Origin of the sequence: Humibacillus xanthopallidus, assembly GCF_006716675.1 — a bacterium.
Lineage (GTDB): Bacteria > Actinomycetota > Actinomycetes > Actinomycetales > Dermatophilaceae > Humibacillus > Humibacillus xanthopallidus_B.
The window spans coordinates 1473230-1487159 of record NZ_VFPM01000002.1 but is presented as its reverse complement, the minus strand read 5'-3'; the positions used below and the strand labels follow the sequence as shown (position 1 = coordinate 1487159).

Here is a 13930-nt window from a genome sequence, read left to right as displayed (position 1 = left end):
CCCGCTGCGCGGTGTGCGTCAGAGACGCGGGAGGTAGCGGTCCAGCTCGAACTGGCTGACCTCGTGCCGGTAGTCCTGCCACTCCTGCCGCTTGTTGCGCAGGAAGAAGTCGAAGACGTGCTCACCGAGGATGTCGGCGACGAGCTCGCTCTCCTCCATCACCTCGAGCGCGCGCCCGAGCGAGCTCGGCAACGGCTTGATGCCCATCGCGCGGCGCTCCGCGTCGGTGAGGCTCCACACGTCGTCCTCGGTCTCGGGTGGCAGCTCGTAGCCCTCCTCGATGCCCTTGAGGCCGGCGCCGAGCAGCACGGCGAAGGCGAGGTAAGGGTTGCACGCCGCGTCGAGCGAGCGCACCTCGATGCGCGTCGACTGGCCCTTGTTGGGCTTGTGCATCGGCACGCGCACGAGGGCGGAGCGGTTGTTGTGGCCCCACGTCAGGTGCGCCGGGGCCTCTCCCCCACCCCAGAGGCGCTTGTAGGAGTTGACCCACTGGTTGGTGATGGCAGTCGTCTCGGCGCCGTGGCGCAGCAGCCCCGCGATGAACTGCCGTCCGACCTTGCTCAGCTGGTAGGGCGCACCGGCCTCGTAGAAGGCGTTGGCGTCGCCCTCGAAGAGCGAGAGGTGCGTGTGCATGCCGGAGCCGGGGTGCTCCGAGAAGGGCTTGGGCATGAAGGTGGCGTAGATGCCCTGGGTGAGCGCCACCTCCTTGACGACCGTGCGGAACGTCATGATGTTGTCGGCGGTGCTCAGGGCGTCGGCGTAGCGCAGGTCGATCTCGTTCTGCCCCGGCGCGCCCTCGTGGTGGCTGAACTCGACCGAGATGCCCATGTTCTCGAGCATCGTGATCGCGGCGCGACGGAAGTCGTGACCGGTGCCGTGGGGCACGTGGTCGAAGTAGCCGGCGTCGTCGACGGGGACCGGTCGCCCGAGCGGGCCGCGCTCCTGCTCGAGGAGGAAGAACTCGATCTCGGGGTGCGTGTAGAACGTGAAGCCGAGGTCTGCCGCCTTGGTGAGGGCCCGCTGCAGCACGTGCCTCGGGTCGGCGAAGCTCGGGGCGCCGTCGGGCAGCTGGAGGTCGCAGAACATCCGGGCGGTGCCGGGCGGGTCTCCGCGCCAGGGCAGGATCTGGAAGGTCGAGGGGTCGGGCTTGGCCAGCATGTCGGCCTCGTAGACCCGGGTCAGTCCCTCGATGGCCGAGCCGTCGAAGCCGATCCCCTCGGCGAAGGCACCCTCGAGCTCCGCCGGCGCCACCGCCACGGACTTGAGCGTGCCGAGCACGTCGGTGAACCAGAGACGGACGAAGCGGATGTCGCGCTCTTCGATCGTGCGCAGCACGAACTCTTCCTGACGGTTCATGTGTCGATCCTGCCGCATCGCTGTTTCGCGCATGTGACGACACCCGTGGTTTTGGGACGCCGCCCCTGCCGTATGCCGTCCGGCGGGGGGCGGCACACCCCCCGGGGGGCGCAGCGCAGACGCGAGAGGGCCCCCGAGGTGATCTCGGGGGCCCTCTCGGTCAGTCGACCTCAGGTCACTTGAAGGTGACCTTGACCTGCAGCTCGTTGCCGCCGTCCGTGGTCTTGCTGACCGTCATCGTCGTGCCCGAGCCGGCCACCTTGGTGGACGCCCACGGGTTCGTCGAGGCCCAGTAGCGGTTCGGGTCCGAGTCGTCGAACGTCGGGATCGCCGGCGAGGACGCGACCGTGGTCTCGATGCCGTTGCGGTGGAAGCTCACCGCGTCGGTGGCCTCCTGGCCGAAGGTCGCATCGAACGGCTGGCGCCGGTTGCCGAGGCGGGTCTTCGAGCCGTCCGCGTTGTTGAGGTAGATCGGCGCCGGGCGGGCGTCGACCGGGAGCACCTGGCCGCCACCGGGGTGCGAGCTGGTGTTGTTGTTGGTGTACTCGCCGTTGGCGAACCAGACGAGCATGCCGTTCTGGTACGGGAATCGCTCCACCCAGTCAGGCTTGGTCGTGCCCCAGCCGAAGTTGTACGGGCCTGTCTCGAGGGTCTGGTCGTAGCCGCTGTAGACGCGGTTCTCGGCGTAGTAGACGTCCTGCACCTGCTTGGTCGTCGTGCCGTTGATGATCGAGAAGCCCTTGGCCGTCCAGGCCCCGGCGCCACTCTCGACGCTGTCGACCGGGCCGGTGACGCCGTCGGCGGTCACAGCGACGTCGTCGATGAAGGCCTCGCTCGAGACACCACCGTCAGTGGCCACGCGGAAACGGAACTGCACCGAGGAGCCCTTGTAGGCAGAGAGATCCCACGACTGCTGCGCCCAGGCGAAGCGCCCGTCGATCGGCGCCCCGACCTGCTTCCAGGTCGCGCCGTTGTCCGTCGACACCTCGCCGTAGAGGTAGTCGTAGCCCTTCTCCAGGTTTCCCTGCACCCAGGCGCCGACGGAGGCCGAGGTCTTGGCCCCGGTGAGGTCGACCGTGCGCGCGAGGGTCGAGTTGAGGTTGTCGTCGAAGCCGCTCCACCACTCGGCCGTGCCGGAGTGGGGGGTGTTGCGCTTGGCGGTCACCGTGCGCTCCGGGAGCGGCACGATCAGAGCCTGGACCGATCCGCTCTTCGTGGCCCTGTCGGCCTGGCTCAGCTTGACCGTCGTGTCAGTGCCGTACGGCACGACCTTGTAGTCGAGCCAGCCGAGCTGCAGCTTCTCCCACGCGCCCATGTAGCCGGGCGTCGTGCCGATCGAGTCCTGGCCGTGGTTGAGCCACGAGCCACCGCTCATGAGGGTCCAGAAGGCGGTGCCGTTGTCGCCGCCGGCCGTGTCGTAGAGGTCGGGCAGGCCGAGGTCGTGGCCGAACTCATGCGCGAACACACCGAGTCCGCCGTTCTCGGGCTCAGTGGTGTAGTCACCGATCCACATGCCCGAGTTGCCGAGCTGCACGCCGCCGAGCTTGTTGAAGCCGGGGCCGGTCTTGCCGGCGTCGGTGGAGTAGGCGTACCAGCGGTGCGACCAGATGGCGTCCTCTCCCTGCGCGCCGCCGCCGGCCTCCTCGCCCTCACCGGCGTGGATCGCCTGGAAGTGGTCGATGTAGCCGTCGGGCTCGGTGAAGTCGCCGTCGCCGTCGTAGTCGTAGCGGTCGACCTTGTCGAACTGCGCGAGGTAGCTCTTGATGTCGGCGTCGCTCTTGCCGGCCTTCTTCTGGGCGTCGTACCAGGCGGTCGCCGTGTCCTGGATGTAGCTCCAGTAGCCGTCGGACTCACTGGTGCCGTCGATGGGGTTGCCCTCGTCATCGGTCACGGGGTTGTGGCCGTAGCGCGCCTCGTTGTACGGCACGGTCACCCAGTCGGAGACGTCGCCCTTGGCGACGAACCGGCCGTTGCTCTGCTTCTGGTAGAAGTCACGGAACGACTCCCCCGGGCCGAACATCATGTCGAGGTAGTGGTCGCGGTTGAAGTCCTTGATCCAGTACGTCGAGTTGTCGTCCGTCGCGTTCCCGTCCCAGGTGCGGTCGGGCTCGGGGATCGTGTTGTGCACGGGACCGGCCGCACCACCCTGCGTCGGCATCGTCTTCGTGCCGAAGTCCGTGAGGATCGTGAAGATGTCCTCCTCACGGTTCACGGGGTAGTTGACGTACGTCGGCTTGCCGGCCTTGCCGTTCTTGGCGGTCGTCGTGACCTCGATGACGCGGTTGCCGTTGATCGTCTTCGTCGTCGCCTCGCCCTTGATGAGCTTGGTGACGGCGTCCTTCGTCTTGGCTGCCTGCGCATCGGCAAGCGGGTTGGGCAGGTTGTCGGGGCGGGACGCCTGCGCGGCCGCGGGGTCTCCGCTGACCGGGGCCGGTGCCGCCGGCGTTGCCTGAGCCTGCATCGGGGCGGTGAGGCCGGTGACGACGAGTGCCCCCACGGCCAGCCCGGACACAGCGCTCCAGTGACGCTTGTTCAAGATCTGTCCTCCTGATGAATCCGGCGCCGAGCGGCGCCTCAGGTATGACAGCACAGATGCACGACAAATTGAGGATTGCGTGTGAAGTGGATGTAAAAACTTGTGGCACAAGCCATTTCAGCCGAAGAAGCTTCAAGGGAGGGTAAATTCTTGCAGTCCTCTCGTCTGTCCCCGCAGCCGGCCGGTAGCGCTCTGTCCCGCCGTGGACGTGGCTGTGTCCGGTCAATTGCGAGCGCACCGCTAGCATCGGCGGCATGAGCGCTGAGGCACCCGAAGAGCCCAACCCCTACGGGTCCGCGAGCCGGCCGTCGGGTGACCCTGCGGCCGTCGGGGCCCCTCGCGGTGCACAGACCGGCGGCACCGCGCCGCTCCCCCGACGCGTGCGCATCCCGCACCTGCAGGCCATGAAGGCCGAGGGCCGCAAGTGGGCGATGCTCACGGCATACGACATGTATGCCGCCCAGATCTTCGACGAGGCCGGCATCCCCGTGCTCCTCGTCGGCGACTCCGCGGGCAACAACGTCTACGGCTACGAGACGACGGTGCCGGTGACCCTCGACGAGATGGTGCCGCTCGTGCGCGCGGTCTCCTCGGCCGCACATCGCGCGCTCGTCGTCGCGGACCTGCCCTTCGGGTCCTACGGCGCCTCGATCGAGCAGGGCTTCGCGAGCGCCGTGCGCCTCATGAAGGAAGGGCTCGCCCACGCGGTCAAGCTCGAGGGCGGCGCCCCGATGGTGCCCCTGATCAGGGCTCTCACCGATGCCGGCATCCCGGTCATGGCCCACCTCGGCTTCACCCCGCAGAGTGAGCACCAGCTCGGCGGCTACCGCGTGCAGGGCCGGGGCGACGCCGCTGACGAGCTCATTGCCGAGGCCCGGGCCGTGCAGGACGCCGGCGCCTTCTCGGTCGTCCTCGAGATGGTGCCCGCGCCTGTCGCGGCGCGCGTCACCGAGGAGCTCGCGATCCCCACCATCGGCATCGGCGCCGGGGCCGGCACCGACGCGCAGGTGCTCGTGTGGAGCGACTTCGCCGGGCTGCGCAGCGGCAAGGCGCCGCGCTTCGTCAAGAAGTACGCCGACCTGCGCTCCACGCTCATCGACGCCGCGCAGGCGTATGCCGCCGACGTCGAGTCGGGCGCCTTCCCCGCGGCCGAGCACTCCTTCGAGTCGTAGCGCCCGCCCGCGCGGGGTCGGTCGCCGGGGTCAGTCGCCGGGGTCAGTCGTCGAGCTCGTCCTCGTCACGGGCGGCTGGCCCGTCGCGCCAGGCACGGTCTGCCGCGTCCCACGCCTCCGTCTTCTTGTGGGCGGTCTCGAGAGCTGCCCGCGCCTCCGCCTCGGTGGCGTAGGGGCCGAGCACCTGCTCGCCACGGCTGCGGTTGTCGTCGGTCTCCACCTGGCCGGTGTCGACGTTGTACCAGAAGCTCACTGCGACTCCTCACATCTGCGCTGACGTCCTGGACGGGGTCCGGGTCGTGGGCGACCCGCGCCGGGGCGCGGTCGCGACGACCTAGACTCCACCGTATGCCGTTGCTCCACGCCCCGGTGTCTCCGCACCCCCTCAGCCCCCGCCGATCCGTGCCCTCCTCGATCGCCCGGCCGCACTACGTCGACGTGCCCAACCCGCGCGAGGACGGTGACGCCCGCATCAAGGACGCCGAGACGGTCGAGCGGATGCGCATCGCGGGTCGCATCGCCGCGCAGGCCATGGCTGCGGCGGCGGAGCGCATCGCCCCCGGCGTGACCACCGACGAGCTCGACGCCGTCGCCCACGAGTTCATGCTCGACCACGGCGCCTACCCGTCTCCCTTGGGCTACAAGGGATTCCCGAAGTCGGTCTGCACGAGCGTCAACGAGGTCATCTGTCACGGCATCCCTGACGGCCGGGCGCTCGAGGACGGCGACATCGTCAACATCGACGTCACGGCATACATCGGCGGGGTGCACGGCGACACCGACGCCACCTATCTCGTCGGCGACGTCGACGAGGAGTCGCGGCTGCTCGTCGAGCGCACCCATGAGGCGATGATGCGCGGCATCCGCGCGGCACGTCCGGGGCGCCAGATCAACGTCATCGGCCGTGTCATCGAGAGCTACGCGAAGCGCTTCGGCTACGGCGTCGTGCGCGACTTCACCGGTCACGGCATCGGCACGGAGTTCCACTCCGGGCTCATCGTCCCGCACTACGACGCCGCGCCGAACTACGGCACCGTCATCCAGTCGGGCATGACCTTCACGATCGAGCCGATGCTCAACCTCGGCACCCACGAGTGGCAGATGTGGGACGACGGCTGGACCGTCGTCACCCGCGACGGGCGGCGCTCGGCGCAGTTCGAGCACACCATCCTCGTGACGGACACCGGCAACGAGATCCTCACGCTGCCGTAGGCTCCTCTCGCCACACCCCGAGGCACCGGTCGACCCGGCGGCCTCGGCCGCACCCACACCCCCACCTCGACAAGGAAGTTGCAGCTCATGGGCAAGAAGGGCAAGCCACTCGGCATCGACATCGGCGGCAGCGGCATCAAGGGTGCGCCCGTCGACCTCGAGGCCGGCGACCTCGCCGAGGCCCGTCTCAAGATCCTCACCCCGAAGCCTGCGACGCCCGACGCCGTGGCTGAGGTCGTCGACCAGATCGTCGACCACTTCGCCGACCGGACCGGCGGCTCCCCCATCGGCGTGACCGTGCCGGCCGTGGTCATCCGCGGCACCGTGCTGTCGGCCGCCAACATCGACCCTTCGTGGCGGGGCACCGACGCGGAGGCGCTCATCAAGGAGCACACCGGCCGCGACGTCACGGTGCTCAACGACGCCGACGCTGCCGGCATTGCCGAGCTGCACTACGGCGCCGCCAAGGGGGTGCAGGGACTCGTCATCCTCACGACGCTCGGCACCGGCATCGGCACGGCGCTCATCCACGACGGCCGGCTCGTGCCCAACTCCGAGCTCGGCCACCTCGAGATCGACGGCTACGACGCCGAGGACCGGGCCGCCTCGTCGGTCAAGGAGCGCGAGGGCCTGTCGTGGAGCGAGTACGTCGAGCGCCTCCAGGTCTACTACGACACCATCGAGAAGCTCTTCTCGCCGGACCTCATCGTCGTCGGTGGCGGCATCTCGAAGGACAGCGAGAAGTTCCTGCCCCAGCTCACGCTGCGCTGCCCGATCGTGCCCGCCCTGCTGCGCAACCAGGCCGGCATCATCGGCGCCGCACACCTCGCCGTCGAACGCTCCAAGGGCAAGAGCAAAGGCTGACCCCACTGCACGTGGCGAGCTGAGCACTCGAGCGTCGAGTGCCCAGTTCTCCCCGTCCGAAAACGCGCACTCGAGCGTCGAGTGCCCAGTTCTCCCCGTCTGGAAGTGAGCACTCGAGCGTCGAGTGCCCAGATTCCACCGTCGGGAAGTGGGCACTCGAGCTCAGGGTCAGGTGCGCCGGAGGGCGGCGAGCAGCTCGGGGCCGCGGCTCTCGAAGAGTCGGCCGCCGATGCGGATGCCGACGAGCGCGGCAGCGACACCGAGGGCGAGCCCGAGCACGGCGGTGGCCCACACCGCCCAGACCTGTCCCTGCCAGCCGAGCCAGGCGAGCAGCAGCACGGGAGCAGCGATGACGGTCGTGCCGATGCTCGCGACCGTCTGGGCGAGCAGGGTGGCGCCGGCCGCACCCGGCGGCGAGGCGAAGGGGCTCTCGCCCGACTCGGGCACCGGGTAGGGCAGCACGACGTTCATGACGCTCGACAGGCCGTAGCCCGCACCGAGCAGCGCCACGGACAGGCCGAGCAACCCGCCGAGCAGGTCGAGACGGCCGCCGAGCCCCGCGCCGACGAGCGTGTATGCCGGCACGAGCAGGAGCGCGAGCAACGCTGAGGCGACGAGACGCCCCCGCCGGTCGGCCACCCCGGGCGTTGCCGTGACGAGGTGCAGCCACACCGCGTCGGAGTCGTAGGCCACCGCGTTGTGCTCGCCGAAACCGAGCAGGAAGGCGACGAGGGGTCCCATGAGCAGGGGCGCCCAGAGGACGTCACCAACGACGAAGGGCACGAGGAGGAGCAGCGGCACAAGCGGCGTCGTGATGAGCGCGACCTGGAAGCGGGGGTCGCGCCGGTAGGAGGTGAGGACACGGCCGGCCACCGCGCCGCCCGCGGTGTCAGCCGTGCGAGCGAAGAGGCCGAGGTCGCCGTCGGCAGCGACACCGGCGTCGGAGCGAGCGACGGCGCGGGGGTTCTCGACCTGGTCGGAGACGGCCCCCGCCCAGAGGCGCCCGACGACGACGAGCGTCAGGACGCCGAGCAGGAGGCGGAGGAGGCCGGTCGTGGTGTCACCGGCCGCGATGTCGGTCGGCGCGGCCCACACCCAGCCGAGGGGGGTCCACGCGATGACGTCGGACAGCATGCCGGCGGCCCCCTTCGCGTCGGCGCCGGAGCTGGCGACGAAGGCCACGAGCGGACCGGCGACGAGCAGCAGCACCAGCCCCGCGATGGCCAGCGCGTCGCGGCCGCGTCGTGACTGCAACGCACCCGTGGCGCGCGCCGAGACCCAGCGGCTCGTCGTCACGGCGGTCAGCACGCCGACGACGACGCAGACGAGCCCGGCGACGGCCGAGCCCGGCGTCACCGTCCACGCCACGAAGACCCCGGCCATGATGACGCAGGTCGCGATGGCCGGCAGGCCGATGAGGGCCGAGAGCGCGAGGCCGACGGCGAGGTCGCGGGTCGGCACGGCGAAGGTCGCGAACCGCGCGGGATCGAGCGTCGGGTCGGAGCCGAACGTGAAGAGCGGCACGATCGTCCAGAGCAGGATCGTGCCGGCCCCGACGAGCGGGATGATGACCCGGGCATCGTCGAGCGACGTGCGCAGCGACCCCAGCAGGACGGCCACCCCGACCACCGCGAAGGAGAAGTAGACGATGCCGGCGATGATGCCGATCGTCTGGGCGCGGCTGCGCCGGAAGAGGTTCCGGAGCAGGAGCAGCTTCAGTCGGAGGAGGTGCGCAACCACGACAGGCCCTCCACCTCGGTGCTTCCCCCGACCAGCTCGACGAAGCGCTCCTCGAGGGAGCGCCCGCCGCGCACGTCGTCGGTCTGCCCGACGGCGAGCACCTGGCCGTCGGCGATGACCGCGACGTGGCTGCACAGTCGCTGCACGAGGTCCATGACGTGGCTCGACAGCACGACCGTGCCCCCGGCTGCGACGTAGTCCTCGAGGATGCGCCGGATCGTGGCGGCCGAGATCGGGTCGACGGCCTCGAACGGCTCGTCGAGCACGAGCACCCGGGGCGCGTGCACGAGCGCGCAGGCCAGCGTCGCCTTCTTCGTCATGCCGGCCGAGTAGTCGACGACGAGCTTGCCCTGTGCCTCGGACAGGCCCAGAGCGGCGATGAGCTCGGAGGCCCGCGACGTCGCGAGGTCACGGGACATGCCGTGCAGGAGGCCGGCATACGTGATGAGCTGGAGACCCGTCAGGCGGTCGAAGAGCTTGAGCCCGTCGGGGAGCACGCCGAGCAGTCGCTTGGCGGCGACCGGGTCGGCCCAGACGTCGCGTCCGAGGACGAAGGCCTTGCCGTGGTCGGGTCTCAGCAGCCCCGTGACCATCGAGAGGGTCGTCGTCTTGCCGGCGCCGTTGGGCCCGACGAGACCGAAGAACGACCCTCGGGGCACATCGAGATCGATGCCCTTGACGGCGATGAGATCACCGAAGCGCTTGCCGAGAGCCCGGATGGCGATCGCCGGACCATCGGTCGGAACACCTTGCGGTGCAGGCAGATCCGCAAGGACACCGGGATCGTTCACGACACTCCCCCGAGGTCTGTCATCACTCGCTCGCTGTCAGAAGGTCGCGGACTCGTCGTCACGCAGGTCGACGTAGTCGAGCCCGTCGACGCCCGAGAACTGCAGGATGTGACCGGCATACATCTTCCGACCGGCCGGTGAGAGCAGCCCGTCGTGGATCGGGATGAAGGTCTTGGGCGCGATGCGGGCGACGAACGCGATGGAGTCACGGCTCGCGGCCCACGGGGCGTTGAGGGGGTGGGCGAGCACGTCGACCGGGCCCGGGTCGGCGTCGTAGGCGTCACCGGGGTGGAAGAGGGTGGGCTCGCCGTCGGCGCGCAGGACGACTCCGACGTTGGGGATGCGCGCCATCTTGTCGTGGTTGAAGGCGTGCAGCTCGCCGACCGGCTCGACCGTCACGTCGCCGATCGTGAACGACCCCCCCTGCTGCGTCGGCACGACCGCCAACCCCTCCGCCCGGAGCGCCTCGGCCGTGAGCGGGTCGGTGTGCACCGGCGTGCCCGGGTTGGCGCGCACGAGCTGCGGAGCCCGTTCGGGGTCGAAGTGGTCGGGGTGGTTGTGGGTGACGATGATCGCGTCGAGACCGGTCAGCTCCTCGAAGCCGGAGGAGAAGTTGCCGGGGTCGATGAGGATCCGCCGGTCGGCCGATTCGACGAGCACACAGGCATGTCCGAGGTGAGTCACGCGCATGACCCCACCTAATCACGCGAACCCGGCGACACGGCATACCGCTCTGGCCAAAGGACCGCGCGGCGGGCGGGCTCGATGGCACACTCGCGTCATCGGCGTGGGCCTGTCGGGGGCCGGCGCGACGGCGATGAGGTGGCACGGCATGACGCAGGCGGTTGGGCGGGCAGACGACCTCGCGTTGCTGCGCGCCTACGAGCCGGTGCTGCGACTGACGCAGGGCGAGTACTTCGTGCCGGTCGCCGTCGACGCCTACGTCGCCGGGGCATCCCTCATCCGCACCCAGGCGGGCACGAGCACGGTCCTCGCGGGCCCAGGGTCGCTCACCCTCGACGACCTCGCCCGCCAGGGGGCCGCGCAGGACGGGCCGGGCCTCTCGCTCAGCGGGCTCTCCGAACCGGCCTCCTGGTGGGGCCGGGTGCGGCGGTTGCTGCCGGGCCGCCGGCCGAGCTTCCGCGCCGGCAACCGGCTGGCACAGGTGGGGCTGCTCGGACGCACCATCGACACCCTGAGCCGTGTCTCCCTGCTGCTGCGCGGCTCGGTGCCGGGCGGCAGCGCCGCGACGGCGTATGCCGTGCAGCAGGAGCGCCTGTCGCCGGACTCCCCGACGTACTACGGACGCGTCGTGCGCGGCGGTGACTGGATCGTGTGCCAGTACTGGTTCTTCTACTCCTTCAACAACTGGCGATCCGGCTTCTCGGGGGTCAACGAGCACGAGGCGGACTGGGAGCAGGTGACCATCTACCTCGACGGCACGGGCACGCTCGACGACGCCGGGCTCCCGCCCGCGCGATGGGTCGTCTTCTCCGCCCACGACGAGGTCGGGGACGACCTGCGCCGCCGGTGGGACGACCCCGACCTGTCGATCGTCGGCGGGCGGCACCCCGTCGTCTTCGCCGGTGCCGGATCCCACTCGGGCGCCTACCTGGCCGGTGACTACCTCATCACCATCGCCCCGCCCTCACTGGGCGGCGTCGTGCCGGCGGTGCGCCGGGTCGCGAAGATCTTCGCGCCGTGGGCGCGGGCGGCCCAGACCGAGGGGCTCGGCATCCCCTACGTCGACTACGCCCGGGGCGACGGTCCGGCCATCGGTCCAGAGCAGGAGCAGTCCTGGAACCCTGTCGTCATCGACGAGGACACACCGTGGGTGCGCGACTACCGCGGCCTCTGGGGCCACGACACCCAGGACCGGCTCGGAGGCGAGCGCGGGCCGGCGGGTCCACGCTACGAGCGCAACGCCACCGTCCGGCCGTCGTGGGGCGACCCCGTCGGGTGGGCGGGCCTCGCCAAGGTGGCGCCCAGCCCAGAGGCGGAGGCACGGCTCGTCGCCGACCGCATCGAGCAGATCGACAGCCGGGTGAGCGCGCTCGAGGCCGAAGCCACGGCGGTCGGCCATGACCTGACCTCGCGGGCCGCCGCCCTTGGCCCGGACAGCCCGGACGTGCGCGCGCTCGCGCCCGACGAGCTGGCACTCAGCTCTCTCCGGATGGAGGCGGTGCACCTGCGCGACGAACGCGTGCGGCTCGAGCGCGCAGCGCGGGAGGGGCTGCCGACGGCGGGACCCCACGCCCACCTGTCGCACCGGCGCACCCCGATCGCCTCGAGCGAGCGCACCCGCGACCGGGTGCTCGCCTTCTGGGCCGTGATCAGCACGCCGATCGTCCTCTACCTGCTCGCCGGGTTCTTCAAGCCAGAGGTCACCGACCGGCCCATCGCGGCCGTGCTCGTCATCGCCTTCGTGCTCGGCGTCGAGGCCTTCGCCCGCGGCTACCTCGGTGCCTACCTGCTGCGCCTCGTCGCCGTCCTGGGCCTCATCGTCCTGCTCGCCGACGTCGCCGCGAACTGGCAGACCGTCGCGTACTGGGTGCTCGTGGCGTCTGCCGTCACCGTGCTGCTCGTCAACCTGCGCGACGTGCTGAGACGCTGACGGGCGGTCCTGCCGCCCGTCAGCATCGTCACGTCATCGAGCTGCCGTCAGCAGTCGTCGCAGGCGTCAGCGTGCGCGAGCCCCCCATCGGCGTCGCCCCGGGAGCGCTGTTTCCTCAGGCGTCGATCGAGGAGAGGTCGCCGTAGCGCTCCCCCACGACCGCATCGCGCGGCACGGCCCGCCTCGATCGCGGCGAGGTCGTCGGCCGTGAGGTCGACCCCGAGCGCACCGACGTTCTCCTCGAGGTAGCGGACCCGCTTGGTGCCGGGGATCGGCACGACGTCATCGCCCTGGGCGAGCACCCAGGCGAGGGCGAGCTGGCCGGGGGTCACGTGGTGAGCGGCCGCGATCTCACGCACCCGCGCGACGAGCGCGAGGTTGGCCTCGAGGGCCGCGCCCTGGAAGCGCGGGAAGTAGGCCGTGCGCCGGGAGTCGTCCGCATCGAGGTCGTCGGGCGACGTGATCGCGCCGGTGAGGATGCCACGGCCGAGCGGCGAGTAGGGCACGAGGCCGATGCCGAGCTCGCGCAGCGTCGGCAGGATCTCGTCCTCGACGTGCCGGGTGAAGAGGGAGTACTCGGTCTGCAGCGCCGTGATCGGGTGCACGGCGTGCGCCCGACGGATGGTGTCGACCGACGCCTCCGAGAGGCCGAGGTGCCGCACCTTGCCCGCCGTGACGAGCTCGGCCATCGCTCCGACGGTCTCCTCGATGGGCACCGTCTTGTCGACGCGGTGCTGGTAGTAGAGGTCGATGTGATCGACGCCGAGGCGCTTCAGGGAGGCGTCGGCAGCAGTGCGCACGTAGTCGGGACGCCCGTTGATGCCGAGCCGGGTGCCGTCCTCCGCCCGCTCGTTGCCGAACTTCGTGGCGAGCACGACCTCGTCACGACGGCCCGCGATGGCCCTGCCGACGAGGCGCTCGTTCGTGAACGGACCGTACATGTCGGCCGTGTCGAGGAAGCTCACGCCGAGGTCGAGGGCGCGGTGGATGGTGGCGATGCCGTCGGCCTCCTGGCCGGTGCCGTAGAACTCCGACATGCCCATGCAGCCGAGGCCGAGGGCCGAGACCGTGAGCGAGGAGGCGGTGCCCAGGGCGCGGCGGGGTGTCGAGGCGGCTGGGGTGGAGGTGTCGTTGGTGGTCATGGCGTCGAGTCAAGACCTTCGAGCGCACTCCACGTCAAGCCACAGCTCGCCCTCACGCGTCACCAGACCGTTCGCATCAGACCCCCACGGTCTCGAGGCGGGACTGGTAGATCCCGATCTTGTTGTCGATCGCACCGAGGTGCTCGGTGACCTCTGCGAGCTGGGCGAGCACCCGGGCCCGGTGGGCCTGGAGGAGAGCCAGCCGCTCGGACTCGTTGCCGTCACCCTCACGGCACAGGACGGCATACGCCCGCACCTCGCGGATGGGCATGCCCGTCGCACGAAGGCGCGTGAGCATCGTGATCCACGCGAGGTCGGTCTCGGTGTAGACCCGGTGCCCCGAGCTCGACCGGCCGACCCCGTGCAGCATGAGCCCGTCGCGCTCGTAGTAGCGCAGGGTGTGCGTCGTGAGGCCCGTGCGCTCGGCCGCCTCCGCGATCGAGAGGCCTGCTGTGGGGGCGATGGTGGTCATCCACCCAGCCTGCGCCTTCGAGTGCACTCCA

General features: G+C 70.4%; 11 protein-coding genes and 1 pseudogene. 4 read left to right on the top strand and 8 right to left on the bottom strand.

Features of this window, described 5'->3' with window-relative positions:
* Positions 1 to 18 precede the first annotated feature (18 nt).
* Both FBY41_RS14740 and FBY41_RS14735 read right to left on the bottom strand, forming a co-directional pair.
* The gene (locus tag FBY41_RS14740; RefSeq protein WP_141844943.1) at positions 19 to 1356 is read right to left on the bottom strand and encodes a glutamine synthetase family protein; all 1338 of its coding nucleotides are present in this window, start codon (positions 1354 to 1356) and stop codon (positions 19 to 21) included.
* Between the two features lie 175 nt (positions 1357 to 1531).
* Positions 1532 to 3892, bottom strand: coding sequence for an immune inhibitor A (locus tag FBY41_RS14735; RefSeq protein WP_260439786.1), 2361 nt, complete (start codon positions 3890 to 3892; stop codon positions 1532 to 1534).
* A 254-nt stretch (positions 3893 to 4146) separates the two neighbouring features.
* On the opposite strand from FBY41_RS14735, the gene panB reads away from it, so the two are divergent.
* Complete coding sequence (panB, locus tag FBY41_RS14730) at positions 4147 to 5064, top strand: 3-methyl-2-oxobutanoate hydroxymethyltransferase (protein ID WP_141844942.1); 918 nt, start codon at positions 4147 to 4149, stop codon at positions 5062 to 5064.
* 43 nt (positions 5065 to 5107) lie between these two features.
* Here the strand turns inward: panB and FBY41_RS14725 are convergent, their stop codons facing one another.
* Complete coding sequence (locus FBY41_RS14725; RefSeq protein ID WP_141844941.1) at positions 5108 to 5317, bottom strand: methionine aminopeptidase; 210 nt, start codon at positions 5315 to 5317, stop codon at positions 5108 to 5110.
* Positions 5318 to 5412: 95 nt separating this feature from the next.
* On the opposite strand from FBY41_RS14725, the gene map reads away from it, so the two are divergent.
* Positions 5413 to 6276 carry a type I methionyl aminopeptidase gene (map, locus tag FBY41_RS14720; RefSeq protein ID WP_141844940.1) on the top strand — a complete coding sequence of 288 codons (864 nt, stop codon included), beginning with the start codon at positions 5413 to 5415 and terminating at the stop codon, positions 6274 to 6276.
* 87 nt (positions 6277 to 6363) lie between these two features.
* Entirely contained in the window at positions 6364 to 7140 is a 777-nt protein-coding gene (gene ppgK / locus FBY41_RS14715) for a polyphosphate--glucose phosphotransferase (protein WP_141844939.1), read from the top strand.
* A gap of 168 nt (positions 7141 to 7308) precedes the next feature.
* Here ppgK and FBY41_RS14710 read toward each other — a convergent pair whose 3' ends face one another.
* From FBY41_RS14710 to FBY41_RS14700, 3 genes are read right to left on the bottom strand one after another with little or no spacing between them, the layout of a single operon-like run.
* Positions 7309 to 8880 (bottom strand): hypothetical protein, encoded by a 1572-nt coding sequence (locus FBY41_RS14710; protein WP_141844938.1) that lies wholly within the window; start codon positions 8878 to 8880, stop codon positions 7309 to 7311.
* The gene (locus FBY41_RS14705; RefSeq protein WP_141844937.1) at positions 8856 to 9671 is read right to left on the bottom strand and encodes an ABC transporter ATP-binding protein; all 816 of its coding nucleotides are present in this window, start codon (positions 9669 to 9671) and stop codon (positions 8856 to 8858) included. The genes FBY41_RS14710 and FBY41_RS14705 overlap by 25 nt, the downstream gene beginning before the upstream one ends.
* Positions 9672 to 9707: 36 nt before the next feature.
* Positions 9708 to 10361, bottom strand: coding sequence for an MBL fold metallo-hydrolase (locus FBY41_RS14700; protein WP_141844936.1), 654 nt, complete (start codon positions 10359 to 10361; stop codon positions 9708 to 9710).
* A 142-nt stretch (positions 10362 to 10503) separates the two neighbouring features.
* Between FBY41_RS14700 and FBY41_RS14695 the strand changes: the two genes are divergently transcribed.
* A complete protein-coding gene (locus FBY41_RS14695; protein ID WP_141844935.1) occupies positions 10504 to 12285 on the top strand; it encodes a hypothetical protein in 1782 nt (593 codons plus the stop codon).
* A 115-nt stretch (positions 12286 to 12400) separates the two neighbouring features.
* Here FBY41_RS14695 and FBY41_RS14690 read toward each other — a convergent pair.
* Both FBY41_RS14690 and FBY41_RS14685 read right to left on the bottom strand, forming a co-directional pair.
* Positions 12401 to 13427: pseudogene (locus FBY41_RS14690) on the bottom strand (aldo/keto reductase).
* Between the two features lie 76 nt (positions 13428 to 13503).
* Entirely contained in the window at positions 13504 to 13899 is a 396-nt protein-coding gene (locus tag FBY41_RS14685) for a MerR family transcriptional regulator (RefSeq protein WP_141844934.1), read from the bottom strand.
* Between the last annotated feature and the right edge of the window lie 31 nt (positions 13900 to 13930).